The following is a 24,039-nucleotide window of genomic DNA, read 5'->3' as shown; positions in this document are numbered from 1 at the left end:
AGCAGATCACGCCGCGGAGGCGGGCGGCGGGTCCGGCCGCGCGGGCGCCGGCCCGGACGGATCGCGTGGGCGCATCCCGAACAGCAGCCGGGTCACCGCCGTCCTGCGCACGCCGAGTTCGTACAGCAGCAGGACCACCGTCAGCGAAGCGGCCACGATCACCGCGTACTTCACGGCCATCGGCGCGGACCAGCCGACCACGCCGTAGGCGACGGCGACCACGACCGGCTGGTGCAGCACGTACAACGGCAGGACGGCCGGCGACAGGTAGCGCAGGGGCTGGGACCGGCCGCCCCCGCCGGAGCGCACGTGCGCACGCCCGGGCCGGTCCAGCAGGCCCGTGATCGCGACCACCCAGCACCAGCCGGCCGCCCCGAACAGCGCCCGGGTCGCCAGGGCGAACGGCGTCCGCGCGGTGAACGGGTCGTCCCCCGCGACGAAGCCGGGCGCGGCTCCGGCGAACAGCACCACACCGAGTACGCCCACGGGGACCGCGGCACGGCGGGTCGCCTCCCGGACCCGCTCGTCGCCCGCGAGCGCGAAACCGCAGACGAAGAAGAGCAGATAGGCCCAGCGGTTCCAGCCCGCGAAGCCCTCCTCCATGCCGAGCAGCGCGTTGACGGCGGCCGGCGGCAGCGCGGGCAGCAGGAGCAGCGCGGGCCTGCGCGGCAGAGCCGCGACCGCCCGCCCGGCCCCGGCCGCCGGCCGGGCGGCCACCGGCGCGAGCAGCAGACTGAAGGTCAGCAGCAGGACGAGGAACCACAGATGCCCGGTCTCGAAGTGGTCCCCCTCCAGGACGAAGGGGAAGTCCGCGAGGTCCGGACGTACGGTCAGGAAGCGGGCCCAGAACCTGCCGTACGGCTCGTCGTACCCGGGGTCGGCGGCGCGCAGCCGCAGCCACTGGGGGAGGGGGCACAGCACCACCGTCCCGAAGACCAGCGGAACGCCCAGGCGCAGCAGGCGCTCCCGGGCGAACCCGCCCGGCCCCCTGCGGCGGACCGAGTGGCGTGCGCCGAGACCGGCGACCAGGAACAGCATCGGCATGGCCCACACCACGCCGAATCCGGCCAGGACGGTGACGGCGTCCGTCGTCGTCGCGTTCTTGACGTAGAAGTCGTCGTCGGGGGAGAAGACCAGGGCGGTGTGGAAGAGGACCAGACCGAGGACGACCAGGGCGCGCAGCGCATCGAGTTCGCCGCGCCGGGCGTCCCCCGCCGCTCGCCCCGTGTCCGTGCCCATCGGCGCCTCCCCGCCCGGGTGCGGACCAGTGTGGGGGAGCGGACGCGGGGAGGACAGCCTTCCGGCCGGTCAGTTCACGCCGCGCGGGCGGAACTGGACGCTGATGCGCGGTCCGGCGGCGCGGCCGCTCTTGGGGACGGCGTGTTCCCAGGTGCGCTGGCAGGACCCGCCCATCACGACGAGGTCGCCGTGCCCGAGGGGACGGCGGACGGTCTCGCCGCCGCCGAGGGGACGCAGCAGCAGATCGCGCGGCGCGCCCACGGAGAGGATGGCGACCATGGTGTCCTCGCGCGCGCCCCGGCCGATCCGGTCGCCGTGCCAGGCGACGCTGTCCCGCCCGTCGCGGTAGTAGCACAGCCCGGCCGTGACGAAGGGCTCGCCCAGCTCGCCGGCGTAGTGCGCGCTGAGCGCCTCGCGCGCCTCGGTCAGCACCGGGTGCGGCAGCGGGGCGCCCGCGCGGTAGTACGACAGCAGCCGGGGCACGTCCACGACCTGGTCGTACATCTGCCGCCGCTCCGCCCGCCAGGGGACCTCGGCGGCGAGCCGCTCGAAGAGCGCGTCGGACCCGGCGAGCCAGCCCGGCAGGACGTCGATCCAGGCGCCCCGGCCCAGCTCGGTGCGGCGCACCCCGTCGAGCGGGCCCAGCCGCAGCTCGTCGGTCTGGTCGAACAGGGACCCCTGGAGCGCCGGGGGGTGGTGGTGCGTGGTCATGGGTCCAGCGTAACCCCCCGAATCGAAAATACGTTCTAGAAGAAGCGGTGGGGGCTCGGGGTCTGTTCGATACACCGGTGTATCGGATACGTTCCCGTATCGAACGGGAGGGACGACATGGCGGTGGACGGTACGGCGGGGCGCGTCACCAGGCGCCGTCTGCGCACGCGCGCCAACCTCCTGGACGCCGCGTTCACCGTGTTCGCCGCCAAGGGCTTCGGGCACGTCTCGATCGAGGAGATCTGCGAGGCGGCCGGCTACACCCGGGGCGCCTTCTACTCCAACTTCGCCGGCCTGGACGAGCTCTTCTTCGCCCTGTACGCGGAGCGCGCCGAGCTGATCGCCGAGCAGGTCTCCGGGGCCCTCGCGCTGGACGGCCCCGATCTCGACGTGCCCGCCGCCGTGGACCGTGTCACCGACGTCCTGCTCCTCGACCGAGACTGGCTGCTGGTCAAGACCGACTTCCTGGTGCACGCCGCCCGGGACCCGCGGGTGGCGCGCTCCCTGCTGGAGCACCGTGCCCGGCTGCGGCGGGCCATCGCCGACCGGCTGGCCAGGGCCCGCGGCCACACCGAGCTGCCGGCCGTGCTCGGCGACGCCGACGGCGCGGCACACGCCGTGGTCGCCGCCTACGACGGTGTCACCACCCAACTGCTCCTGGACCGGGACGTCGCGCGCGCCCGGACCTGGCTGAAACAACTGCTGACCGCGCTGCTCACCGGATGAAGGAAGGGACGGTCGCCATGGATGCCGACGTCATCGTCGTCGGAGCGGGACTCGCGGGCCTCGTCGCGGCCCACGAGCTGACCAGCCAGGGCCGCAGGGTCGCCCTGGTCGACCAGGAGAACGCCGCCAACCTCGGCGGCCAGGCCTTCTGGTCCTTCGGCGGACTGTTCCTGGTGGGCTCACCGGAGCAGCGGCGCCTGGGCATCAAGGACTCCTTCGACCTGGCCTGGAACGACTGGAGGGGCAGCGCGGGCTTCGACCGCCTCGACGACGAGGACAGCTGGGCGGTGCGCTGGGCGAGGGCCTACGTCGAGTGGGCGGCGGGGGAGAAGCGGTCCTGGCTCGGCGGCCACGGCATCACCTTCCTGCCCACCGTCGGCTGGGCCGAGCGCGGCGACCTCCGCGCGGACGGCCACGGCAACACCGTGCCCCGCTTCCACATCGCCTGGGGCACCGGAACCGGCGTCGTCGAACCCTTCGTCCGCTACGCCCGGCAGGCCGCACGTGACGGGCTGCTCACCTTCCACCACCGCCACCGGGTCGACGAACTCGTCGTCGGGGACGGCGCCGCGCGGGGGGTGCGCGGCACCGTACTGGCGCGGGACGACTCACCGCGCGGGGTCGCCTCCGGCCGCGAGACGATCGGCGAGTTCGAACTCACCGCCCAGGCCGTGATCGTCACCAGCGGCGGCATCGGCGCCGACCACGACATCGTCCGCCGGTACTGGCCGAAGCGGCTGGGCGCCCCGCCCCGCGAGATGGTCACCGGCGTCCCGGCCTACGTCGACGGGCGGATGCTGGACATCAGCGCCCGCGCGGGGGCCCGGCTGGTCAACCGGGACCGCATGTGGCACTACACCGAGGGGATCGGGAACTGGGACCCGATCTGGCCCGGACACGGCATCCGCATCCTGCCCGGACCGTCCTCGATGTGGTTCGACGCCCTCGGCCGCCGGCTGCCCGAACCCTGCCTGCCCGGCTACGACACCCTCGGCACGCTGAAGCACCTGCGCACCACCGAGGACATCGCCGGACACGACCACTCCTGGTTCATCCTCACCCAGCGGATCATCGAGAAGGAGTTCGCCCTGTCGGGCTCCGAGCAGAACCCCGACATCACCGCCAAGGACCGGGCCGGCTTCCTGCGCGAACGCGTGCTGGGCAAGGGTGCCCCCGGGCCGGTCGACGCGTTCCTGCGCAAGGGCGCGGACTTCGTGACCGCGCCCACCGTCGAACAGCTCGTCGAGAAGATGAACGCCCTCACCGACGAGCCCCTGCTCGACGCCGCCGCCGTACGGCGCCAGATCGAGGCCCGCGATCTGCAACTGGCCAACCCGTACAGCAAGGACGCGCAGGTGCAGGGCATCCGCAACGCCCGCCGCTACATCGGCGACCGCCTCGGCCGGGTGGCCACCCCGCACCGCATCCTCGACCCGGCGGCCGGCCCGCTGATCGGGGTCAAGCTGCACATCCTCACCCGCAAGACCCTCGGCGGCATACAGACCGACCTGGACTCCCGCGCGCTCGGCAGCGACGGACGGCCGCTCGACGGGCTGTACGCGGCGGGCGAGGTGGCGGGCTTCGGCGGCGGAGGCGTCCACGGCTACAACGCCCTGGAGGGCACCTTCCTCGGCGGCTGCCTCTTCTCGGGCCGCGCGGCGGGCCGCGCGGCGGCCGAGCAGACGGCTTAGACCGCGGCGGTGCGGCCCGCCCCTCAGTCCTCGAGGAGGCGGGCCAGCACCGCGGCGTGGCTGTGCCCGGTGTCCCTGGACGCGGTCAGCAGGGTCACCGGGCCCTTCCGGGCCAGTTCCCGTACGTGGCCGAGGAGTTCGGCCGCCTCCGGAGCGGCCAGTTCCGCCTCGTACCGCTCGCGGAACTCCTCGTAGGTGCCGCCGTCCGCGTGGTACCAGCGGCGCAGCTCCGTCGATGGCGTCAGCCCCTTGGGCCACTCGTCCACCCGTGCCGCGTCCTTCGTCAGACCGCGCGGCCACAGCCGGTCGACCAGCACCCGCACACCGTCGTCCGGCCCGGGCGCCTCATGGACACGGCGCACCCGCACGCTCATGGTCTGCCCCTTCCACCGCCGTCCCGCGAGCCTACTGCGGCTCCTACCGACGACCGGACGAACGGCGCGCGGCGATGCGCCGCTTCAGCGCACGCCGTTCCGTTTCGCTCGTGCCGCCCCACACCCCGATGGACTGCCCCGTCTCCAGCGCCCACTCCAGGCACTGCTCCCGGACGGGGCAGCGGCGGCACACCGCCTTGGCCTGTTCCGTCTGCATGAGGGCGGGTCCGGAGGTGCCGATCGGGAAGAAGAGGTCGGGATCCTCGGTCCTGCAGGCCGCGCTGCTTCGCCAGTTGTCCATCGAGAGTCACCTGCGATCGGAGTCGGGTACACACCCTTTTCGGATGCCTTACTCCTTTTCGGGTCACCTGTCGATACGCGGTGAAACAGCGGGACGGGCGTGGGCGCGCTCACTGTTCGCGCAGCCCCCACGGCGAGCCGTAGGCCGTCAGCAACTCCAGGAACGGGCCCGCGGGGAACGCCTCGGGGCCGAGGACACCCGTCCCCGTCCAGGCGCCGGTGGCGAGCAGTTCGAGGGCGACGACGGGGTTGACGGCGGTCTGCCACACCACGGCCTGGCAGCCGTACTCGGCCATGGACCACTGGTTGTCGACCACGTGGTAGAGGTACACCTCGCGCGGCGCCCCGTCCTTCACGCCCCGCACCCACGTACCGGCGCAGGTCCTGCCGTGCATCCGCTCGCCCAGCGTCGCCGGGTCGGGCAGACAGGCGGCGACGACGTCGCGGGGGGAGACCCGCACCGGCCCGTCGGGACCGGGCACGGTCACCGGCTCGGTACGGTCCAGGCCCAGCCGGTGGAGCGTCCTGAGGGTGTCGACGAACTCGCGGCCCAGCCCGTACTTGAAGGTGACCCGGCGCGCGTCGACCCGGCGCGGGACCAGGAGCACCTCCTCGTGCTCGACGTTGACGCACTCCACCGGGCCGATGCCCTCGGGGAAGTCGAACACCTCCGGCTCGCTGAAGGGTTCGGTGGTGAACCAGCCGCGGTCCCTCTCGTAGACGACCGGCGGGTTGAGACATTCCTCGATGGTGGTCCAGATGTTGAAGGACGGCGCGAAGTCGTAGCCGTCCACCGTGAGGTTCGCGCCGTCGCGGACGCCGATCTCCTCGATCACGTCGAAGAGTTCGTCGGCGGCGTACCGGGCGAACACGTCCGACAGACCGGGCTCCACGCCCATGCCGACCAGGGCCAGCGCACCGGCCTCCGCCCATGCCCCGGCCTCGGCGAACTGCTCGTCGCCGAGCTTCACCCCGCACTCCTCGTACGGCCGTTCGGCGTGCGGCCGGGACAGGGACATCGCCATGTCGACATAGGTGGCGCCGGCCTCCCGCGCGGCGCGGAACAGCGGCATCACGAACCGCGGATCGGTGGCGTTGAGCAGGACGTCGCAGCCGTGCCGTTCGAGCAGCGCCGTCACCCGCGCCTCGTCACCGGCGTCCACACGCTCGGCGTGGAACCGCGCGCCGTCCCCGCCGAGCGCGGCGACGGCCGCCCGGGCCCGGGCCGGGTCGTGATCGGCCACGACCATGCGGTCGAAGAACGGCCGCCGGGCCGCGATCCGGGTGATGGCGGTCCCCACCCCGCCCGCTCCCACGAGCAGTACACGCATGACGGAACACTCCCTTTCATCCTCATGGATCCCGGACTCACCGCGGGCCCCGGGGGGATACAACGCCTCGCGGCGACATAAGGTCAATGGCGTTGGCATAAGACCGCGGGAGGAACGGCGATGCCCAAACGCGTGGTCCCCGAGGAGCGGCGGCGCCGCCGCAGGCCCACGAAGAGCGGCCGGGTGCTGTCCGGGACGCTGATCGTCGAGACGGCGCTGCGGCTGCTGCGCGAGCACGGCAGCGCCGGACTGACCGCCCGCCGGCTGGGCCTCGCCCTGGACTGCGACCCCAGCACCCTCTACCGCTACTTCCGGGGCATGGACGAGCTGACCCTCGCCATCGGCGACGCGCTGATCGGCCAGGCACTGCGCGGCTGGCACCCGACCGGGCAGTGGCGGGAGGACCTGCGGGCCGTCGGGCTGCGCATCCACGCGGCCTGTCTGGCGCACCCGCAGGCGGCGGTGCTCACGGCGAGCCGGGTCTCCGGCCGGGCGAACGAACTCGCGGCGGACGAGGCGGTGCTGGACGTACTGCGCACCGCGGGCTTCCCGCTGCCGGAGACGGTGCGCGTCTACCACGCCTTCATCGACACCACGCTGGCCTTCGCCGCCCTCGACGCCGCGTCCCTGGCGCTGCCCGGCGCCGCGCGGCGCGCCGACGAGGACAGGTGGAGCTCGACCTACGCCCGGCTCCCCGCCGCCACCCACCCCCGCATCGCGGAGGCCGCCCCGCTCCTGGCCACCCGGATGATCACCAGCGCCTATCCGACGGCCCTGGACATGCTCCTGGCCGGGGCCGCGAGCGGCCTCGCGGCCCCGCCTCAGCGGTAGAGCGCCTCCGCCGCCGCCTCCGTGACGGCGCCGGTGACCGCCGCCAGGGCGGGGGAGTCCAGCTTCCACTGCTGCCAGTACAGCGGCGCGTCGACCTCGTGGCCCGGGGCGAAGACCGTGAGGCGGCCGGAGCGGAGCAGGGGATCGGCCTGCGCCTGGGGCACCATGCCCCAGCCCAGACCGGCGGCGACCGCCTGGACGAAGCCCTCCGAGGTCGGTACGTAGTGGCGCCGTACGCCCGCCTCGGTGCGTCCGCGGGTGAGCCGGCGCACGAAACCGTCCTGGAAGTCGTCCCGCCGGTCGAACACCACCACCGGCGCACCGGGCAGCACCTCCCGCAGCGGCCCCGTGAGGTGCTCTGCGGCGAACTCCGGGCGGGCCACGGGGAGATAACGCATCCGGCCCAGGTGCCGGACGGAGCAGCCCGGCACCGGGTCGGGCGACGAGGTCACCGCGGCCATCACCGCCCCCTCCCGCAGCAGGGCCGCCGTATGGGACTCGTCCTCCCGGCGCAGTTCGAAACAGAGGCCCGCCTCCGGCGGCAGCCGGGTGAGGGCGCCGAGGAACCAGGTCGCCAGTGAGTCCGCGTTCACCGCCACCGAGACCCGCGTCGGCTCCCCGGCCCCGCTCAGCCCCAGCTCCGCGTACGCGTCCCGCTCCAGCCGGGCCACCTGGCGGGCCAGGCGCACCAGTACCTCGCCCGACTCGGTCGGCCGCACCGGCTTGGTCCGCAGCAGCAACACCCGGCCCGTGCGCTGCTCCAGCGCCTTCACCCGCTGGCTCACCGCCGAGGGCGTCACGTGCAGCGCGGCGGCCGCCGCGTCGAACGTCCCCTCGTCCACCACCGCGAGCAGGGTCCGCACCTGGTCCAGCGGAAGATCGCTCATCATCACGACTGCTAAGGGTACGTAAGAATCCTTAGCTGTACTGTACGAGGTCACCGCGCGTAGCGTCCTCGGCATGACCAGCGCCCTGACCACCGCCGCCGCCGGATTCGGCACCGGACTCTCCCTCATCGTCGCCATCGGTGCCCAGAACGCCTTCGTGCTGCGCCAGGGCGTCCGGCGCGACGCCGTGCTCGCCGTCGTCGGCATCTGCGCCCTGTCCGACGCGGCCCTCATCGCCCTGGGCGTCGGCGGGGTCGGCGCGGTGGTCGTGGCATGGCCCGGCGCGCTGACGGCGGTCGGCTGGATCGGCGGCGCGTTCCTGCTCGGCTACGGCGCCCTGGCCGCCCGGCGGGTGGTCCGGCCGGCCGCCGAGGGGCTGCGGACCGAGGGGGAGGCGGCGGGCTCGCGCCGCCGGGCCGTGCTCACCTGCCTCGCCATGACCTGGCTCAACCCGCACGTCTACCTCGACACCGTGTTCCTGCTGGGTTCGGTCGCCGCCGACCACGGCCCGCTGCGCTGGACCTTCGGCCTCGGCGCCGTGCTGGCCAGCCTCTGCTGGTTCGCCGCGCTCGGCTTCGGCGCCCGCCTGCTCAGCCGCTTCCTGGCCCGCCCCGCGGCCTGGCGCGTGCTGGACGCCCTGGTCGCCGCCACCATGATCGTCCTCGGGCTGACGCTCATCGCGGGAGCCTGAGAACAGGGCGGCCGCCGGTGCCTGCCATAGTGAACCCGGCCAGTAGATGTAACCACCAAGCAGGACGGTCGTGGACACCAGCGAGAGCAGCGCCGAACCGCAGGCGAAGGACCCGGATCCCGCACCGCCCGGGCCGCGGGGGTGGCGCCGCTGGGCGATGGACACCCGCCCGCTGCGCCGCCCGGCCTACCGCCGGCTGTGGTCGTCCACCATCGTCACGGCGGTCGGCAGCCAGCTCACCGCCGTCGCCGTGCCCAAGCAGATCTACGACATCACCGGCTCCTCCGCCTGGGTCGGCGCGGCGAGCCTCGCCGGACTGCTCCCGCTGATCGTCTTCGCGCTGTGGGGCGGGGCGATCGCCGACAGCATGGACCGCCGCAGACTGCTGCTGCTCACCAACACCGGAATCGCCGTCACCTCCCTGCTGTTCTGGGCGCAGGCCGTCACCGGCCTGGACTCGGTCGCCGTGCTGATGCTCCTGCTCGCCCTGCAACAGGCGTTCTGGGGACTGAACGCGCCCGCCCGCAGCGCCTCCATCGCCCGGCTGGTCCCCGCGGACGAACTGCCCGCCGCCAACGCCCTCGGCTCCACGGTGATGCAGACCGGCCAGATCGCCGGCCCGCTGCTCGCCGGGGCGCTGATCCCCGTGATCGGCCTGGCGGAGCTGTACCTGATCGACGCGGTGGCGCTGTGCGTCACGGTGTGGGCGGTGTACCGGCTGCCCGCCCTGCCGCCGCTGACGCGGGTGAAGGCCGGGAGCGCGGGACTGCGCGGGATCCTGGAGGGGTTCCGCTACATCTCCGGGCACGCCGTGCTGCTGCTGTCGTTCCTCGCCGACATCGTCGCCATGGTCCTCGGCATGCCCCGCGCCCTGTTCCCGCAGCTCGCCGCCGAGACCTTCGCCGGCCCCCACGGGGAGGGGCTCGCTCTGGGCCTGCTGTTCGCCGCGATCCCCCTCGGCGCGGTGGCGGGCGGCCTCTTCTCCGGCACCTTCTCGCGCGCCCGCCGGCACGGCTGGATGGTCATCGGCTCGGTGGTCGTCTGGGGGGTGGCCATCACCGGGTTCGGGCTCAGCGGCAGCCTGTGGCTCGCGGTGGCCTTCCTCGCCCTCGCCGGGATCGCCGACATGGTCTCGATGGTCTTCCGCGGGGCGATCCTGCTGTCCGCCGCGACCGACGAGATGCGCGGCCGGATGCAGGGCGTCTTCACCGTCGTCGTGGCCGGCGGGCCCCGGCTGGCCGACGTGCTGCACGGCACCGCGGGTTCCGCCTACGGACCCCGTACGGCCGTGGCGGGCGGCGGGATCCTGGTCGTCGTGGTGATGCTGGCGCTCGCCGCCGCGATGCCGGCGCTGCGCCGCTACCGGGTGTGAGGGCCCCCGGGGCGTGAGGGCTACAGGGCCCCGCCGCGCCGGTGCATCGCGTACTGCTCCATCAGCTTGCCGCGCGTCGTCTCCAGCCGGTGGGCGAGGACCTCGGCGACCTTGCGCACCAGCAGCAGCCCGAGCTCCGGGTCCTCCTCGCACAGCCGGAGCACGGCCGCCGCGTCGAACTCGTAGGCGCGCACCGGGCTGAAGGCGACGGCACCGAAGTCCCACTCGTGGGGCGGGAACAGCCAGGACCAGCCGAGCAGATCACCCGCGCCGAGGCCGGCGACCGTCACCCGGTGCAGTTCGTTGACCGGCTGGTCCAGCGAGACGGCGCCGGAGCGGATCACCCAGAAGCGGTCGGCGGTGCCGCCCGACTCGAAGATCCGGGTGTCCTCCGGGAAGGACACCTCCCGCGCCAGAGCCATCAGCCGGCCGCGCTGCGGAGGGGGGAGGGCCGTCAGGAGTTTGATCGCTTTGGTCATGGCGCGGGGCTCCTCGCCGGGCAATCGGTTCGGGTGTCTTCCCTCTGTACATTTCAGCCGCTGCCGCCGTCCGGGGCACCTCGGCGGTCCGCCGGAATGCCTTCCGGGTATGAAAAAGCCCTGGCTGGACGGGGGAAGCCAGCCAGGGCCGTGAGCGGTGGCGTCCGGAGGACAGGACGTCGACTCCGTCACCACGTATGGATGAACGATAAACCATCTGGCCGACGATCCGTTAATCGGGGCGCGTGACCTGCTTCACCGGGCTCAGCCGGCCCGCTCGTCCACCACCCGGACCGTCTCCAGACCCGGATCCGACGGGTCGGGCAGATTCATGCCCGCGTCGAGGCCGGTGCGCAGATACCGGAGCACGGGCGCGGTGAACCGCTCGCCCGGCAGCACGGCCGGGATCCCGGGCGGATACGGAGTGATCATCTCGGCCGCGATCCGCCCGGCCGCGCGCGCCACCGGCACCTCCTCGGCCGGCCCGAAGAACGCGTCCCGCGGCAGCATCGCCTGCTCCATCCGCAGCTCACCGGGTTCCGGCACGGCGACCCGCGGCGCCGCGGGCAGGTGGGGCGCCGCCCGGCCCAGCTCCCGCAGCGCCGACAGCAGCTCGCCGGTGGTCTCCCGGTCGTCGCCGTGGGTGATCTGCGCCCCGATCCGGCGGTGGTCCACCAGATGCGCGTCGATGCTCCGGTGCTCGCGCAGCCAGTCCGCCGCCTGGAAGCCCGTGATGCCGAGACCGTCGAGGTCGATGACGCAGGGCAGCGGGTCGAAGTCGTCCGCCAGCTCCGGGCCGCAGAAGTCGTCCCGGTCGTTGACGTGCATCCCGTCGATCCGCTCGACCGCGTCCCGCACCTCGCCGGCGAGTTCCAGCGCCGACCCCATCAGCTCCTTGCCGTGCAGGGCCATCTGCCGCCGCCAGCCGTCCAGCCCGGCGAAGATCAGCACCGACGGACTGGTCGTCCCCAGCAGATCGGCCCGCATGCCGAGCAGCGCGGGCGGCACCAGCTCGCCCCGCAGATGGAACACCGATCCCTGCTCCAGCCCGCTGCCCATCTTGTGGATGCTGGTCACGCAGATGTCGGCGCCCGCGTCCATCGCCCAGGAGGGCAGATCGGGGTGGAACGGCAGGTGCGCCCCCCACGCCTCGTCCACGATCAGCGGGCGCGAGCGCCGGTGGCACACCTCCGCGATCGCCTGCACCGCCGCGGTGGCGCCGTACGGGGTCGGGCTGGTCACCAGCGCGCCGCGGGCGTCCGGATGCGCCTCGAAGGCCCGGTCGAAGTCGACGGCCGACGGCGGGTGGGCGAGTTTGCGCTCCGCGTCCCACCGCGGCTCCACCCACACCGGCTCGATCCCGGACAGGATCAGCCCCGCCACCACCGACTTGTGGGCGTCCCGCCCGATCAGCAGCTTCTCGTGCGGCCCCGCCACCGACAGCATGGCCGCCTTGACCGACAGGGAGCTCCCGCAGGTGCTGAAGAACGTGTGATCGGCGTGCACCGCGTCCGCCATCAGCTCCTGGGCCCCCTGCAGCACCCGGCCCCGGGTGAGCCGGTCGTCCAGACCGCCCGTCGCCAGCACATCGCTCAGGAACACCGCGTCCCCGAGCACCTCACGCACCGCGGGGTCGGCTCCCCGGGCCTGCTTGTGGCCCGGCGGGGTGAAACTCAGCCGCCCCCGGCGGTGGTAGTCCTCCAGCGCTTCCAGAACCGGCGCCCGGTTGTGATCGACCGTCATGGGCCCCCGGGTTCCCGGGCCGGACGGTGCCAATCCCCGCGCCGGCCGCCGTTCGGCTCCGGCCGCCGTTCAGCCCCGCGCCGCGTGCCTGCCCGGCGTCAGGATCTCGTCCAGCACCCGCAGGACCACCCCGTACGCCACCCCGCGCACCTCGGCGTCCCGCGCGGCGGACGGGTCGCCGGGGCCCTCCCGTCCCAGCTCCTCGCCCCGCGCCCGCCAGGCCCGCTCCTCCTGTGCCGCGCAGGCCCTCGCCCGCTGGATGCGCCGCAGCAGTTCGTCCGAGTCCACCACATCGGTCATACGCACCGCGTACCCGCGTGCGGCGTTCGAATGACAGGAGCCCGGCAAACCGCCGGGAGGTTTGCCGGTACCGGGACAGGTGAGCTGAAAAGGGAGGTCCAAGACATTTCTCATCGGCGGTCGTCAGCGACCGACCCCCAGGGAGCCGCAGTATGAGTGAGGAGTACACGACCGAACCCGTTCTCGAACCGCCCGGCGCGCCCCGGACGGCGCCGGCCCGTCCCGCCGAGGTGCGCGAGGCCGTCGCGCGGGCGGTCTCCGAACGCTGCCGCGCCACCCGCACCGCCTGCGACACCGACGCCCTGGCGGACGTCCTGCTCGTCGCCTCCGAGCTCACCACCAACGCGATCCTGCACGGCGGGGGAGTCACCGACTTCCGGGTCGACGTCAGCGGCCCCGGAGTACGGCTGTCGGTGAGCGACCGCAGCGACGAACTGCCCGTCGTCGTGCCGCGCACCGACCGGCGGGGACGCCGCCGTCCCGGTGGCCACGGCTGGCCCATCGTGTGCCGGCTCTCCCGGGACATCCGGGTGTCCGATCTTCCCGCAGGCGGCAAGTGCATCACCGCCGTCGTGCCCCTGGTCTGAGCCCTCCGCGGATTTCGCGGCGAAGCGGAGTTTGTTCCACCGGGGCGGGGGCAATCGGAGGTTCGTGCTTCGGACCGGAGGCGCGCCAGCGGGAGGTCACGGCCGCTGAGGACCCTCCGGGTGTCCCGGCGGCGGCCCTCCCGCGGTACCCCCCAGAAACCACCGTTCGGGAGCGAAACCGCATGCTCATTGACACGTCCGCCCCTCGTCCCGGCTCCTCCGACACGACGGCCGCGCCGCCCCGCAGGCGGCACGACGACGCCCCCGACACCGCCGCCCTGTTCACCCGGCTGGCCTCACTGGAGGACGGCCCCGAACGGGACGCGGTCCGCGACGAGCTCGCCACCGCCTGGCTGCCCATGGCCCACCGCATCGCCGGCCGCTTCCGCGACCGCGGTGAGTCCATCGAGGACCTGCGCCAGGTCGCCGCCCTCGGGCTGGTCAAGGCCATCGACCGGTTCGACCCGAGCCGCGGAGCCTTCGAGAGCTACGCCGTCCCCACCATCACCGGCGAGGTCAAGCGGCACTTCCGCGACCGGATGTGGGCGCTGCGGGTGCCCCGCCGGGTGCAGGAACTGCGCAACAAGGTGCGGGTGGCACGGCGCGAGCTCACCCAGAACCCCGGCAGCCCCGAGCCGTCCACGGCGGCCGTCGCCGCGCACACCGGGCTGACCGAGGAGGAGGTCGCCGCCGGGATGGAGGCGCTGGAGAGCTTCAGCACCCTCTCGCTGGACGCCGAGCTGTCCTCCGACGACGACGGCTACAGCCTCGCCGACACCCTCGGCGCCTCGGACGCCTCGTACGACGTCGTGATCGACCGCGAGTCCGCCAAGGAAGGGCTGCGCCGGCTGCCCGAGCGCGAGCGCGCCATCCTCTACATGCGCTTCTTCGAGGACATGACCCAGAGCCGTATCGCCGACCGGCTCGGCATCTCCCAGATGCACGTCTCCCGCCTCATCAGCCGCAGCTGCGCCCGGGTGCGCGCCGACGTGATGGAACAGCGCAGGGCGCCGCGCGGCACCGGCGGACACTCGGCCACGGCCTGAACGGAACACAGGAAAGCGAGAGAACGAGACACATGCTGAAGCCCCACCCCGCCGTGCTGCGCAGCCTCGTCGACGAGTACGAGGCCCTGGCGGCCACCGGAACCGTCACCCACGGCCCCGCGGCCGGCCGCGACCCGCGGCTCGGTGACCTGGCGTACACACTGTGCGTGTCGACCGGAACCAGGGACGTACGGCAGGCACTCGCCACCGCGCACCGCTGGCTGGCGGCGGCCGTATGACTCGCCGGGGGCGGGGAACCCGGAGCCGATGAGCGAATCCGAGATTCCCCCGGAAGGCCGGCCCGTGGACGTCTACCTCGACCTCCTGCGTGTGCGGATGGACACCGAGGACTACCGGCTTCTGCTCAGCGTGGTGGAGCCGGTGCTCGAGGCGATCGACGAACACCGCCTGTCGGGCCTGGACCTCGCGCTGGACAGCGGTGACGAGGAACTGCCGCAGGAGGTCCGCGACGAGGCCGCACTGGTCATCGCGACCGCCGTCACCGGCCGCCTGGACAACGAGGTGGTCGAGCTGGAGGTCGACGAGACCGGACCGGTCCGGGTGGTCACCGACGCGGCCACCGCCGCCGACCCGTCCCGCCTCGGCGAGATCGCCGACTTCATCAGGGACCGCCACCGGCAGAACGAGGAACTACGAGGCATCGCCGAGGCCAGCGGCCTCCCGACGGACTTCTGACCCGCACCCCGTCACGAACGAGGCGCGCCCGCACGGTCCCGGCACCCGCCGGACCAGTACCGGCGCCGCCGGGCTCGCGTACCGCGCGGGGACGCTTCCGTCGCCACCCGGACCGGGTGCTGAGGCCAGGCACCAATGTGACGGCCGGCTCCACTCCCGTGGACGCGGAGGCGACGGAACCTCGTGGCCCGCGTGCGGTGCGCACACGCGTCGGGGCATGCCCGCCGTCCCCGTCCGGAGCGGCGGGCCCACCGCCGGCCTGCGCCGGACGGTGCGGGCTGTATCGCAGAGGCCCGTCCGTCGTCACCCTGGCCGCGTGGGACGGGTGGTCTGCCTCTTTGGCCGGCGGGGCGGCGGGGCGGCGGGACCTCGCGGGCTCAGCGCGTGCGGGCGGCGGGGCGTGCTCGCGGTGCGGGGCGCCCGGGGCCCGGTCTACCGGTGGTGTGCGTCGGGCGGTGCGGGGCTGTATCGCAGCGGTCCGTTCCGTCGTCGCCCGGACGGGGTGTGGGGCGTGGTCTGTTCGGTGGGCGGAGGCGGCCGGGGCTCGCGGGTGCGGGCGGCGGGGCCCAGACGCTGTGCGGGGTAGAGCCGGCCCACCGTTGGGGGCCGGGCGGCGTGGGCCGTTGTGCCGGCCCGGGCGGGGAACGCGGGGTGGGTCAGTGGTCGGGGGCTGTGGTGCGTACGTCCAAGGGGCGGGCGAGGCCGACCACGGCCTCGTCGAGGCGTTCCAGGTGGCGCAGGACCCGGCCGGTGATGCGGCCGTAGCGGTCCGTGCCGTCGTCGCCCAGGAGGGAGGCGATGCTCGAGCCCGTTTCGACCGGCGCGGAGACCTCCTCGTCCGCGACACGCGTCGCGATCGTCCTGATGTTGCGCACCGTACGGCCCGCCGCCCCGCGCAGCCGGGGGTCCGCCGCGATCGCGGGATGCGTGGGCAGCAGCTCGGCCGTCGCCGCCAGCGAACGCGCGTGGTACGCGCAGGTCTCCAGGAGTGCCACCACGTAGCGGGCGTTGGTGCGCCGGGCCCGCAGGGGCGTGACCGGATGGGTGAGCGGCTGCGTGGCCGAGCGCAGATCACCCAGCGCCTGGTCCAGCTCGCGCGCCCGGTCCAGCAGGTCCTCGCCGGGAGCGCCGCTGAGCTGTCCCACCGCCGCCTCGGTGACCTCGGCCAGCCGTTCCAGCACGGTGACGAGCAGCTCGTTGGTGCGCCGGTCGGTGTGCACCGGCAGCACCAGCGCCGCCGCGACCACCCCGCAGGCCGCGCCCAGCGCCGTCTCCTCCAGGCGCAGCACCAGCACCTCCCAGCTGTAGGTGTGCAGCAGGGTGTAGAGCAGCCCGAGCATCGCGGTCACGAAGAACGACATCAGCGTGTAGGACAGCGGCGCCGTGTAGAACATCAGGAAGATCAGCACCAGCACCAGCAGGAACGCCGCCAGGGTGTGCCGGCCCACCACCGCCGCCAGCGCCATGCCGGCGACCACGCCGAACACCGTGCCCAGCAGCCGCCGGTAGCCCTTGACCAGGATCTCGCCGGTCGAGGCCGTGTTGATGAAGACGATCCAGCAGGTCAGCACCGCCCAGTACCACCGGTCCGTGGAGAGGAACTCGCCGCCGATGATGGCGAGCGTCGAACCGACGGCCACCTGGACGGCCGCCCGGGTGGTGGGCCGCCGCAGCCCCTTCTGCCGGCCGGCCGCCTCGGCCTCCTCGCCGGCGTCGATGGCGGCGTCCTCGGCGTCCAGCTCCTCCCGGGACCTGGCCGTCGCCGGGCTGTCGTCCGACTCGTCCTGCGGACCGTCCAGGGCGACGCGCAGCCCCATGACGGCGCGGGCGGTCTCGCCGACGGCCCGGAACACGTCCCGCACGGCCGGTGAGGCCCGCGGCAGGTGCTCCTCGTCCCGGTAGGCGAGCAGCCGGTTGCGGACGTGGGCGACGCCCGTCCCCGCGGTGCCCGTCCACAGCACCAGCGCGCGCAGCGCCTCCAGGTCCCGCCGCAACCGGTCGGCGGCCTCGTCCGGTCCGGGCAGCCGCCCGACCTCCGGGGCCGGCGCGCCCGGCAGATGCAGGGTGAGCGTGTCCGCCCGTTCCGCGCTGCGGGCGGACAGCAGCAGCAGACCGAGCCGCTCGGCGGCGATCTCCGCGTCGGCGATCCGGCGCTGCACCAGCCGCGCCGCCGACTCGTCGGGCGTGCCCTCCTCCAGCCGGGTCTGGATCATCAGCGCCGTCTCGTGCAGCCGGGCGGTGCCCTCCCGCACCTCCTCCAGCGCCTTGTCCATCTCCTCCGGTCCGGCGTCGAGCAGCGCCAGGTGCGCGGAGACGAGCCGGCCCAGCCGCGCCCGGAAGGCCTGGCGCAGCCGCAGGAGCAGCCCGGCCGGCGCCACCGGCACGACGGCGAACCGCACCAGCGCGCTGCTCGCGAACGCGATGGTCATGGCGGTCCACAGCTCCGGCAGCTCGGCGGGGGAGGCGCCGACGAACAGGGACACGAAGTAGACCTGGAAGCCGATCAGGCCGAGTGCGGTCCCGCGGTCGCCGAACCGGCGGCCGTAGACCGCGCAGAAGATCAGGACGACGAAGAAGGCGTCCCCGACGACGGGCCGCTCACTGAGCACCGCGCCCAGCGACACGGCGGTCAGCGCGACCGGCAGCCCGCAGGCCAGGGTCACCGCCTGCGCGCCCCGCTGCCGCTCCCGGATGGCGAAGGTGGCGACCATCGCCGTCATCGCCCCCGCCACCAGACGGGTGACACCGAACCCCAGCGAGGCGAGCACGGCCAGCGCCAGCGCGATCGCCCCCACCGTCCGCAGCCCGGCGGTCAGCCGCAGCAGACCGGGATCGGACGCCGCCAGGTGGTCCCGCAGCCGTGTCCACCCCGGCCGTCCCACCGCGTTCACTCCGCCGCACTCTCCCCCGTCGTCACCGGCCCGGACCCCGGCAGCGCACCGGGTGCGCCGCCTGTCGCCAGGCGGATCACCGAGCCGCCCGGCCCGCTTCCTCGACGTGCGCCCGCACCTGCTCCGGCGTCAGATAGGCGTCGAGGTACTCGAAGTCCCGCAGATTGCCCGGCCGGTGCGCCTGGAACCCGGTGCGCACGAAGTCGTCGCCGGCGACGGCGTTCAGCAGCCAGTCGGTCATCACCCGGGTCTTGGCGACATTGGTGCGCAGCGCCGACCAGTGGTAGCCGCGGGCCACCGCCTGGGCCGGCAGACCGTGCAGTTCGAAGCCGAGCGGCTTGGAGACCGCGTCGGTGCCGCCGAGGTCCACCACCAGCCCGAGATCCCTGTGGACGTACGGCCGCGTCGGCCGGCCCCTGAGGGTCGCGATGACGTTCTCGGCGACGTGCCGGCCCTGCCTGAGCGCGTGCTGCGCGGTCGGCGGGCACACCGCCCCGTCGCCCTTGGCCACATCCGGCACCGCGGCCGAGTCGCCGAGCGCGAACACCCCGTCGTGGCCCGGCAGGCACATGTCCGCGTTGACCGCGAGCCGCCCCCGGACGGTCTCCGCGCCGAGCGTGGCGATGAGCGGGCTGGCGACGACTCCGGCGGTCCAGATCAGGGTGCGGGTGGGCACCACCCGGCCGTCGGTGAAGGTGACCTCCTCGGCGCCCGCCTTCTCGATGGAGACCCCCAGCGAGATCTCGATGCCGCGCCGGGTCAGGATCTCGTGCGCGCTGCGCCCGAGCTTCTCGCCCAGCTCCGGCATGAGCTTCGGCGCGATGTCGATCAGGTGCCACTTGACCAGACCCGGGTCGATCCGGGGATAGCGCTTGACGGCCGCGTGCGTCAGCCGCTGGAGGCAGGCCGCGGTCTCGGTGCCCGCGTAGCCGCCGCCGACCACCACGAACTGCAGCCGCGAGGCCCGTTCCGCCGGATCGTGGCACGCGTCGGCCAGGTCGAGCTGGGAGATGACGTGATCGCGCAGGTAGGCGGCCTCGGCCAGGGACTTCAGCCCGAAGGCGTGGTCCGTCAGCCCCGGGATGTCGAAGGTGCGGGTGACGCTGCCGGGGGCCAGCACGATGTAGTCGTACGGCTCGTTGACGATCTCGCCGTTGACGATGCGCACGACACAGACCTTGGAGCGCAGATCCACGCCGATGGCCCCGCCCGGGATGATCCGCGTGCGGTACCGCTCGCTGCGGCGCAGGGACAGCGCGACCGACTGCGGCGCCAGCACACCCGAGGCGACCTGGGGGAGCAGGGGCATGTAGAGCTGGTAGGAGAACGGCGTCACCAGTGTGAGGTCGGCCTCGTCCGGGGCGAGCCTGCGCTCCAGCCGCCGTACGCACTCCACGCCGGCGAAACCCGCGCCCACCACGAGGATCCTGGGTCGTGTCACGGTTCTCATTCCCTTCCTGCGGCTCCAGGCGGTCTGCCTCGGGCATCGATGCCTGACGCGTGCCCCTGTTCAGCACCACGATGCCCGCACCGGCGCGACGGCGCACCGGGAAGCCGCGGCGGACCCGCCCGTCACCCCCGCGTCAGCCGTGCAGATGGCACAGCAGCAGGCACACGTCGTCGTCGCGCTCGGAGTCGCTCAGCAGCGGATGGAGGATCCGGTCCGCGGACTCCTCCAGATCCGCGTCCAGGTCGGCGCCGCCGTACGCCCCGAGGGCCTGCGCGAGCCGCTCGATGCCCGGGTCGATGCCCCGGGCCCGCCGCTCGACCAGCCCGTCCGTGTAGAGCGCCAGCGTCGAACCGGGCGCCAGCTCCTCGGTGTGGTCGGCGATGTCCTGCCGCAGCGGGATGCCGAGCATCGCGCCCGGTTTGGCGTCCAGGATCCGCACCCGTCCGCCGGGCAGCCGCAGCACCGGAGGCGGATGACCCGCCGCCGCCCACGTCAGCGTGTGCTCGTCCGGATGGAACCGCGCGATCACCGCCGTGGCGAACAGGTCCGGCTGGAGCCGGCGCAGATACCCGTGCAGCCGGGTCAGCAGCCGGCCGGGGCCGTCGCCGTCGACGGCGTAGGCCCGCAGCGCGGTGCGCAGCTGGCTCATCATCACCGCCGCGTGCAGCCCGTGCCCGGTCACATCGCCGATGACGGTGACCAGACTGCCGTCCTGCTGCCGGAACGCGTCGTACCAGTCGCCGCCGACGTTCATCCCGTGCGTGGCCGGCAGATAGCGTGCCGCCAGACTCAGGCCCGGCACGGTGGGCAGCTCGGTGAGCAGCGCGCGCTGCAGCGTCTCGGCGATGTCCCGGTTGTGCTCGAACCGGCGGGCGTTGTCCATGGCGGTCGCGGCCCGCCGGGCGAGCTCGATCAGCATCACCGCGTCGTCCGGGTCCCAGCGCTCACCGGGAGGCGACAGGGTCAGCACGCCCAGGGGCGTACGGCGTGCCGTCAGCGGGACGCACAGCAGCGGCCGCTCCGGGCCCAGGGCCGACGGCGGCCGGTCGTCCACGCCGGGCAGGCCCCCGGGATGGCCGGCGGCGTACTGAGGGCGTCCGGTGCGGGCCGCGAGGACCGCCGCACCCGAACGGGCGGCCGACCGGTGCGCGTCGTCCTCCTGGTCGAACACCCATACGTCGACGCTCTCCGCGTACCGCGGCACGAGCAGCGCCGGCAGCCGGCGCACGATCTCATCGTGGTTCAGCGAGGCGTTGAGCACGGCGCTGGAGTCCGCCAGGAACGTCAGCCTGCGCCGGGCGTTCTCCGCCTCCTCGCGGGCCCGCCGCTCGGCGGCGAACGCCTCCTGCTGCGCCCGTCCCGCCGCGTCCAGCTCGGCGTGCAGCGCCACGACGCCCTGGTTGGTCTGGTGCAGCTCCTCCCGGTGGAAGGCGACCAGCTCCTCCTGCTCGGCCAGCTTCTCCAGCACCAGGGCCGTCTCCTCGTCGGCGCCCAGCAGCGCCTCGGACAGGCCTGCCGGGTCCTCCGCCACCGCGCCGGTGCCGGCGGCCGGCTGCCCCGGCTCGGGGCAGGGGACCGACGCCGTCCACGGGGCGCGGCCGGTGACGGGCCCGTCGGGGGAGGGCGTCACCACGGCGTGCAGGGCCGCCTCCCCGGCGGGGGAGTCCGGCCCCTCCAGGGTGAGCACCCAGGTGCCGCCCTTGGTGAGGCACTGCCGCAGATGGCCGCTGAGCGCCGTGGCCAGCCGGGCGCGTTCCACGGTGGGCACCCCGTACGCCGCGGCCAGGCGCGCCACCGCGATACGGGCGCGTGCCGCGTCGGTGACGGTGCCGATCCGCCAGCTCCGCGTCATGGGACCTCCGGGGGGACGGGGGCCAGGACGGCGACGGCGGTGTCGTCCCGCACCGGACGGGCGGAGCTGCCGGCGTCCCGGACGGTCACGGCGGCCGTCACCGCCGGGTCGGCCGGGGGCCGTCCGGTGTCCGGGGGCGGCGTCCAGCGGCTGGGCAGCCCGTCCGTGTGCAGGATCAGCAGACTCCCCGCGGTCCAGGGGACGTCGTCCTCGCGCACCGTGTGGGGCTGGTGCACCCCGACGATGCCCGGCCGGGACAGCAGGGACCGCCAGCGGTCGCCCTCCCGCAGCCGGGCCGACACATTGCCGATCCCGGCGAAGCGCAGTCGGCCCGTCCAGGTGTCCAGCTGCGCCACGGCCACGGCCGCGCCCCGTGTCCCGGTCAGCGCGGGGTGGAGCTTGTGCAGCAGCTCCGCCGGCGGCAGCCGGGCCCAGTGGCGCAGCTCCTCGACGGCGGCGGTCGACGCACGGGCCGCCTCGCTCCCGTGCCCCAGCCCGTCGGCCAGCATCAGCGTCGTACGGTCGCCGGACCTGACCCAGGCCCAGGCGTCCCCCGAGAAGTCCGCGCCGGCGAAGGGCACGTTGACGCCGCCGGCGTGCACACCGAGGCCGCCCGGGGCGTCCTCGCCGTGGCCCGGACGCCCGGCGGCGGTCCCGACGCGGGCCACCGCCACGGTGCCCCGCCCGGGCACGCTGTGCAGGGCGAAGTCGTCGGCGAGGCGCCGGCAGGTGCCGAGCCCCGCGCCGAGCGAGCCGGTGGAGGAGTATCCGTCCCGCAGCGCACGGTCCGGATCGGCGATGCCCGGCCCGTGGTCGATCGCGGCGATCTGCACGGTCCGTGCCGGCCGGCCCTCCCGGGGCGCGGGCGGGTCGACGACGTCGATGAGCACCCCGCCCGCCTGCGCGTGCTTGAGCAGATTGGTGGCGAGCTCGGTGGCGACCAGGGACGCCGCGGCGGTGCGCTGCTCGTCGAGCCCGGCCAGGGCCGCCGCCTCCTCCGCGGCGACCCGTACGTCCCGCACCCGGGTCGGGTCCTGCACCGGTACGTCCCACACGCGCGGCATCAGACGTCCTCGCGCGGCCGCGGCGGGCGGGACACCCACGAGGTCACCCGCACCGTGGTCCCCGAACCGGGGGCGGTCTCGACCTGGAAGTCGTGCACCAGGCGCCGGGCGCCGCCCAGCCCCATGCCCAGCCCTCCGCCGGAGGTGTAGCCGTCGCTGAGCGCCCGGTCCAGGTCGGGGATGCCGGGGCCCGAGTCGCCGAAGGTGAGCCGCAGCCCGTCGGTCCCGCCCGTGGTCACGTGCGACGCCTCCATCTGGCCGCCTCCGCCGTGCACCAGCGTGTTGCGCGCCAGCTCACTGGCGGCGGTCACCAGCTTCGTCTGGTCCACCAGGGAGAAGCCGAGCTTGGCGGCGGCCTGTCGCACATGCTGGCGTACCCACACCAGATCCATGTCCGACCGGATGGGCATGCGGGCCTCCACGCCCGCGGCAGTGTCCATCAACGACTCTCCTCGCGCCCGCCGCCGGCCCGCAGCGGCACGATGGGCTGGGCGAGGAGCTCCATCGCCGCCTCGGTGGTGAGCGCGGTCCGCAGCCCCGGCAGCGTCAGGCCCAGCTCCACCAGGGTGATGGCGACCGCGGGGCGCATACCGGCCACCACGGTCCGCGCGGCCAGCAGCTCGGTCTGGGCCGCGATCTCCGCCAGCACCCTGCCGAGGAAGGAGTCGACCATCTCCACGCCGGAGATGTCGATCACCACCCCCGTGACGCGGCTGCGGACGATGGTCTCGGAAAGATCCTGCTGGAGCTGGTACGCCATGCTGTCGTGCAGATCCCCCTGCAGGGTGACCAGCAGCACGTCCCCGAGCCTGAGCACCGGCACATGTCCCGCTACCGGGCGGGAGACACCCTCGCTCACCGCCGGCCCGCTCCGTCGGGCGTCGCGTTCACGATGTTCGCCCCCAGCTCGTGCAGGCAGTACCCGAGTGCGTCGGCGAGGCTGGCCCGGGTCTTCACCGTGCCGAGGTCCAGGCCGAGGTGGACGATGGTCTGCGCGATCGCCGGACGGATGCCCGACACCACGCACTCCGCGCCCATCAGCCGGGCCGCGGCGACCGTCTTCATCAGGTGCTGCGCCACCAGCGAGTCCACCGTGGGCACACCGGTGATGTCGAGGATCGCGAACCGGGCGTGCTGGTCCACCACCGCGTTCAGCAGGGTCTCCATCACCACCTGGCTGCGGGCGCTGTCCAGCGTCCCGATGAGCGGGACCGCCACGATGCCGTCCCAGAGCTTGATCACCGGTGTCGCCACCTCCAGCAGCTGGAGCCGCTGGCGGTCGATGAGCGCCTGACCCTCGCTGAGCGCGGTCTGCATGGCCACCAGACGCAGTGTGCCCAGCAGCACGCTGAGCGCCGTCGAAGCCTCCCGCAGCCGCTCGGACGGCTCCTGCTCCAGATCGGCGACCAGGAGGTTCTCCACCGGCGGCAGCAGCGCGGCCAGCTCGGACGACACCTGGGTGGCGGACAGCCCGGCGCGGGAGCGGGCGGCCCCCATCCGCGCGAGCTGTTCGCGCACGCCCGTGAAGCCCGCGGCGTCCGGGTCCTCGATCCGGTGCGAGTCGGCGACCTGGGCGAGCGCGTCGACGACCGCCTTGCCGGCCTCCACCGCCTCCTCGCGCGAGACCGTGAACACCGTGCGGAACAGGGGTTCGTCCGCCCACCGCTGGGCGATCTGCTCGCTCCGGCGCAGCAGGAAGTCCCTGACCTCGTGCGCCGGTGTTCCGGGAGTTCCGCCCGTTTCGTGCTGCGGCACCTGTTCGTTCTCCTCGTCGTTGT

The 24,039-nt window shown here is 74.0% G+C and carries 25 protein-coding genes; 9 read left to right on the top strand and 16 right to left on the bottom strand.

The features are described from left to right. Window positions 1-6: 6 nt before the first annotated feature. Window positions 7-1,239: an acyltransferase family protein gene (locus ACZ434_RS22055; RefSeq protein ID WP_468458354.1), complete on the bottom strand. Its 1,233-nt coding sequence runs from the start codon at window positions 1,237-1,239 to the stop codon at window positions 7-9. A gap of 69 nt (window positions 1,240-1,308) precedes the next feature. After that, window positions 1,309-1,950: an alpha-ketoglutarate-dependent dioxygenase AlkB gene (locus ACZ434_RS22050; RefSeq protein WP_468458352.1), complete on the bottom strand. Its 642-nt coding sequence runs from the start codon at window positions 1,948-1,950 to the stop codon at window positions 1,309-1,311. 117 nt (window positions 1,951-2,067) lie between these two features. Here ACZ434_RS22050 and ACZ434_RS22045 point away from each other — a divergent pair, with 117 nt between their 5' ends. Together ACZ434_RS22045 and ACZ434_RS22040 are read left to right on the top strand one after the other, a co-directional pair. Next, the gene (locus ACZ434_RS22045; protein WP_468458350.1) at window positions 2,068-2,676 is read left to right on the top strand and encodes a TetR/AcrR family transcriptional regulator; all 609 of its coding nucleotides are present in this window, start codon (window positions 2,068-2,070) and stop codon (window positions 2,674-2,676) included. A gap of 17 nt (window positions 2,677-2,693) precedes the next feature. Then, window positions 2,694-4,367 carry an FAD-binding dehydrogenase gene (locus tag ACZ434_RS22040; protein ID WP_468458348.1) on the top strand — a complete coding sequence of 558 codons (1,674 nt, stop codon included), beginning with the start codon at window positions 2,694-2,696 and terminating at the stop codon, window positions 4,365-4,367. Between the two features lie 23 nt (window positions 4,368-4,390). Here the strand turns inward: ACZ434_RS22040 and ACZ434_RS22035 are convergent, their stop codons facing one another. The 3 genes from ACZ434_RS22035 to ACZ434_RS22025 all read right to left on the bottom strand — a co-directional run bounded on the left by ACZ434_RS22035 (window position 4,391) and on the right by ACZ434_RS22025 (window position 6,372). Further along, a complete protein-coding gene (locus ACZ434_RS22035) occupies window positions 4,391-4,741 on the bottom strand; it encodes a DUF488 domain-containing protein (protein WP_468458346.1) in 351 nt (116 codons plus the stop codon). A 43-nt stretch (window positions 4,742-4,784) separates the two neighbouring features. Further along, on the bottom strand, window positions 4,785-5,042 hold the full coding sequence (locus ACZ434_RS22030; RefSeq protein WP_468458344.1) for a WhiB family transcriptional regulator: 258 nt from the start codon (window positions 5,040-5,042) through the stop codon (window positions 4,785-4,787). 109 nt (window positions 5,043-5,151) lie between these two features. Then, the gene (locus tag ACZ434_RS22025) at window positions 5,152-6,372 is read right to left on the bottom strand and encodes a saccharopine dehydrogenase family protein (RefSeq protein ID WP_468458342.1); all 1,221 of its coding nucleotides are present in this window, start codon (window positions 6,370-6,372) and stop codon (window positions 5,152-5,154) included. A gap of 120 nt (window positions 6,373-6,492) precedes the next feature. On the opposite strand from ACZ434_RS22025, the gene ACZ434_RS22020 reads away from it, so the two are divergent. Further along, on the top strand, window positions 6,493-7,203 hold the full coding sequence (locus ACZ434_RS22020; RefSeq protein ID WP_468458340.1) for a TetR/AcrR family transcriptional regulator: 711 nt from the start codon (window positions 6,493-6,495) through the stop codon (window positions 7,201-7,203). Here the strand turns inward: ACZ434_RS22020 and ACZ434_RS22015 are convergent. Next, complete coding sequence (locus ACZ434_RS22015) at window positions 7,194-8,093, bottom strand: LysR family transcriptional regulator ArgP (RefSeq protein ID WP_468458693.1); 900 nt, start codon at window positions 8,091-8,093, stop codon at window positions 7,194-7,196. The two genes, ACZ434_RS22020 and ACZ434_RS22015, sit on opposite strands and share 10 nt — an antisense overlap. A 70-nt stretch (window positions 8,094-8,163) precedes the next feature. Between ACZ434_RS22015 and ACZ434_RS22010 the strand changes: the two genes are divergently transcribed. After that, complete coding sequence (locus tag ACZ434_RS22010; protein ID WP_468458338.1) at window positions 8,164-8,781, top strand: LysE/ArgO family amino acid transporter; 618 nt, start codon at window positions 8,164-8,166, stop codon at window positions 8,779-8,781. 70 nt (window positions 8,782-8,851) lie between these two features. Further along, entirely contained in the window at window positions 8,852-10,153 is a 1,302-nt protein-coding gene (locus tag ACZ434_RS22005; protein WP_468458336.1) for an MFS transporter, read from the top strand. A gap of 20 nt (window positions 10,154-10,173) precedes the next feature. Here the strand turns inward: ACZ434_RS22005 and ACZ434_RS22000 are convergent, their stop codons facing one another. The 3 genes from ACZ434_RS22000 to ACZ434_RS21990 form a co-directional block, all read right to left on the bottom strand. Continuing rightward, on the bottom strand, window positions 10,174-10,632 hold the full coding sequence (locus ACZ434_RS22000) for a cyclic nucleotide-binding domain-containing protein (protein WP_468458334.1): 459 nt from the start codon (window positions 10,630-10,632) through the stop codon (window positions 10,174-10,176). A gap of 264 nt (window positions 10,633-10,896) precedes the next feature. Continuing rightward, entirely contained in the window at window positions 10,897-12,375 is a 1,479-nt protein-coding gene (locus ACZ434_RS21995; protein WP_468458332.1) for an aminotransferase class I/II-fold pyridoxal phosphate-dependent enzyme, read from the bottom strand. A 69-nt stretch (window positions 12,376-12,444) separates the two neighbouring features. Next, on the bottom strand, window positions 12,445-12,675 hold the full coding sequence (locus ACZ434_RS21990; RefSeq protein WP_468458330.1) for a hypothetical protein: 231 nt from the start codon (window positions 12,673-12,675) through the stop codon (window positions 12,445-12,447). Between the two features lie 152 nt (window positions 12,676-12,827). On the opposite strand from ACZ434_RS21990, the gene ACZ434_RS21985 reads away from it, so the two are divergent. From ACZ434_RS21985 to ACZ434_RS21970, 4 genes are all read left to right on the top strand, one after another. Beyond that, the gene (locus ACZ434_RS21985) at window positions 12,828-13,262 is read left to right on the top strand and encodes an ATP-binding protein (protein ID WP_468458328.1); all 435 of its coding nucleotides are present in this window, start codon (window positions 12,828-12,830) and stop codon (window positions 13,260-13,262) included. 182 nt (window positions 13,263-13,444) lie between these two features. Beyond that, window positions 13,445-14,308, top strand: coding sequence for a SigB/SigF/SigG family RNA polymerase sigma factor (locus ACZ434_RS21980; RefSeq protein ID WP_468458326.1), 864 nt, complete (start codon window positions 13,445-13,447; stop codon window positions 14,306-14,308). 32 nt (window positions 14,309-14,340) lie between these two features. Continuing rightward, on the top strand, window positions 14,341-14,547 hold the full coding sequence (locus ACZ434_RS21975; RefSeq protein ID WP_468458324.1) for a DUF5133 domain-containing protein: 207 nt from the start codon (window positions 14,341-14,343) through the stop codon (window positions 14,545-14,547). Between the two features lie 28 nt (window positions 14,548-14,575). Next, entirely contained in the window at window positions 14,576-15,004 is a 429-nt protein-coding gene (locus ACZ434_RS21970; protein WP_468458322.1) for a hypothetical protein, read from the top strand. A 656-nt stretch (window positions 15,005-15,660) separates the two neighbouring features. On the opposite strand, the gene ACZ434_RS21965 is transcribed toward ACZ434_RS21970, so the two are convergent. The 7 genes from ACZ434_RS21965 to ACZ434_RS21935 all read right to left on the bottom strand — a co-directional run bounded on the left by ACZ434_RS21965 (window position 15,661) and on the right by ACZ434_RS21935 (window position 24,016). After that, window positions 15,661-17,895, bottom strand: coding sequence for an FUSC family protein (locus ACZ434_RS21965; RefSeq protein ID WP_468458320.1), 2,235 nt, complete (start codon window positions 17,893-17,895; stop codon window positions 15,661-15,663). A gap of 76 nt (window positions 17,896-17,971) precedes the next feature. Beyond that, the gene (locus ACZ434_RS21960) at window positions 17,972-19,345 is read right to left on the bottom strand and encodes an NAD(P)/FAD-dependent oxidoreductase (protein ID WP_468458318.1); all 1,374 of its coding nucleotides are present in this window, start codon (window positions 19,343-19,345) and stop codon (window positions 17,972-17,974) included. 133 nt (window positions 19,346-19,478) lie between these two features. Next, the gene (locus tag ACZ434_RS21955; protein WP_468458316.1) at window positions 19,479-21,197 is read right to left on the bottom strand and encodes a PP2C family protein-serine/threonine phosphatase; all 1,719 of its coding nucleotides are present in this window, start codon (window positions 21,195-21,197) and stop codon (window positions 19,479-19,481) included. Continuing rightward, a complete protein-coding gene (locus ACZ434_RS21950; RefSeq protein ID WP_468458314.1) occupies window positions 21,194-22,261 on the bottom strand; it encodes an ATP-binding SpoIIE family protein phosphatase in 1,068 nt (355 codons plus the stop codon). The genes ACZ434_RS21955 and ACZ434_RS21950 overlap by 4 nt, the downstream gene beginning before the upstream one ends. Continuing rightward, a complete protein-coding gene (locus ACZ434_RS21945; RefSeq protein WP_468458312.1) occupies window positions 22,261-22,701 on the bottom strand; it encodes an anti-sigma regulatory factor in 441 nt (146 codons plus the stop codon). Before ACZ434_RS21945 ends, ACZ434_RS21950 begins: the two co-directional genes overlap by 1 nt. After that, window positions 22,701-23,120, bottom strand: coding sequence for an STAS domain-containing protein (locus tag ACZ434_RS21940; RefSeq protein ID WP_468458310.1), 420 nt, complete (start codon window positions 23,118-23,120; stop codon window positions 22,701-22,703). Before ACZ434_RS21940 ends, ACZ434_RS21945 begins: the two co-directional genes overlap by 1 nt. Continuing rightward, window positions 23,117-24,016: an STAS domain-containing protein gene (locus tag ACZ434_RS21935; protein WP_468458691.1), complete on the bottom strand. Its 900-nt coding sequence runs from the start codon at window positions 24,014-24,016 to the stop codon at window positions 23,117-23,119. The genes ACZ434_RS21940 and ACZ434_RS21935 overlap by 4 nt, the downstream gene beginning before the upstream one ends. Window positions 24,017-24,039 lie beyond the last annotated feature (23 nt).

The sequence above is a fragment of the Streptomyces sp. NPDC030893 genome (genome assembly GCF_055571535.1).
The sequence above is the reverse complement of the archived record's forward strand: the minus strand, read 5'-3'. Positions and strand labels throughout refer to the sequence as shown.

What these genes read in the sequence shown, in the direction of transcription:
- ACZ434_RS22055 (WP_468458354.1), bottom strand. Translation starts at nt 1,239, where the DNA reads ATGGGCACGGACACGGGGCGAGCGGCGGGGGACGCCCGGCGCGGCGAA.
- ACZ434_RS22050 (WP_468458352.1), bottom strand. Translation starts at nt 1,950, where the DNA reads ATGACCACGCACCACCACCCCCCGGCGCTCCAGGGGTCCCTGTTCGAC.
- ACZ434_RS22045 (WP_468458350.1), top strand. Translation starts at nt 2,068, where the DNA reads ATGGCGGTGGACGGTACGGCGGGGCGCGTCACCAGGCGCCGTCTGCGC.
- ACZ434_RS22040 (WP_468458348.1), top strand. Translation starts at nt 2,694, where the DNA reads ATGGATGCCGACGTCATCGTCGTCGGAGCGGGACTCGCGGGCCTCGTC.
- ACZ434_RS22035 (WP_468458346.1), bottom strand. Translation starts at nt 4,741, where the DNA reads ATGAGCGTGCGGGTGCGCCGTGTCCATGAGGCGCCCGGGCCGGACGAC.
- ACZ434_RS22030 (WP_468458344.1), bottom strand. Translation starts at nt 5,042, where the DNA reads ATGGACAACTGGCGAAGCAGCGCGGCCTGCAGGACCGAGGATCCCGAC.
- ACZ434_RS22025 (WP_468458342.1), bottom strand. Translation starts at nt 6,372, where the DNA reads ATGCGTGTACTGCTCGTGGGAGCGGGCGGGGTGGGGACCGCCATCACC.
- ACZ434_RS22020 (WP_468458340.1), top strand. Translation starts at nt 6,493, where the DNA reads ATGCCCAAACGCGTGGTCCCCGAGGAGCGGCGGCGCCGCCGCAGGCCC.
- ACZ434_RS22015 (WP_468458693.1), bottom strand. Translation starts at nt 8,093, where the DNA reads ATGATGAGCGATCTTCCGCTGGACCAGGTGCGGACCCTGCTCGCGGTG.
- ACZ434_RS22010 (WP_468458338.1), top strand. Translation starts at nt 8,164, where the DNA reads ATGACCAGCGCCCTGACCACCGCCGCCGCCGGATTCGGCACCGGACTC.
- ACZ434_RS22000 (WP_468458334.1), bottom strand. Translation starts at nt 10,632, where the DNA reads ATGACCAAAGCGATCAAACTCCTGACGGCCCTCCCCCCTCCGCAGCGC.
- ACZ434_RS21995 (WP_468458332.1), bottom strand. Translation starts at nt 12,375, where the DNA reads ATGACGGTCGATCACAACCGGGCGCCGGTTCTGGAAGCGCTGGAGGAC.
- ACZ434_RS21990 (WP_468458330.1), bottom strand. Translation starts at nt 12,675, where the DNA reads ATGACCGATGTGGTGGACTCGGACGAACTGCTGCGGCGCATCCAGCGG.
- ACZ434_RS21985 (WP_468458328.1), top strand. Translation starts at nt 12,828, where the DNA reads ATGAGTGAGGAGTACACGACCGAACCCGTTCTCGAACCGCCCGGCGCG.
- ACZ434_RS21980 (WP_468458326.1), top strand. Translation starts at nt 13,445, where the DNA reads ATGCTCATTGACACGTCCGCCCCTCGTCCCGGCTCCTCCGACACGACG.
- ACZ434_RS21975 (WP_468458324.1), top strand. Translation starts at nt 14,341, where the DNA reads ATGCTGAAGCCCCACCCCGCCGTGCTGCGCAGCCTCGTCGACGAGTAC.
- ACZ434_RS21970 (WP_468458322.1), top strand. Translation starts at nt 14,576, where the DNA reads ATGAGCGAATCCGAGATTCCCCCGGAAGGCCGGCCCGTGGACGTCTAC.
- ACZ434_RS21960 (WP_468458318.1), bottom strand. Translation starts at nt 19,345, where the DNA reads ATGAGAACCGTGACACGACCCAGGATCCTCGTGGTGGGCGCGGGTTTC.
- ACZ434_RS21955 (WP_468458316.1), bottom strand. Translation starts at nt 21,197, where the DNA reads ATGACGCGGAGCTGGCGGATCGGCACCGTCACCGACGCGGCACGCGCC.
- ACZ434_RS21950 (WP_468458314.1), bottom strand. Translation starts at nt 22,261, where the DNA reads ATGCCGCGCGTGTGGGACGTACCGGTGCAGGACCCGACCCGGGTGCGG.
- ACZ434_RS21945 (WP_468458312.1), bottom strand. Translation starts at nt 22,701, where the DNA reads ATGGACACTGCCGCGGGCGTGGAGGCCCGCATGCCCATCCGGTCGGAC.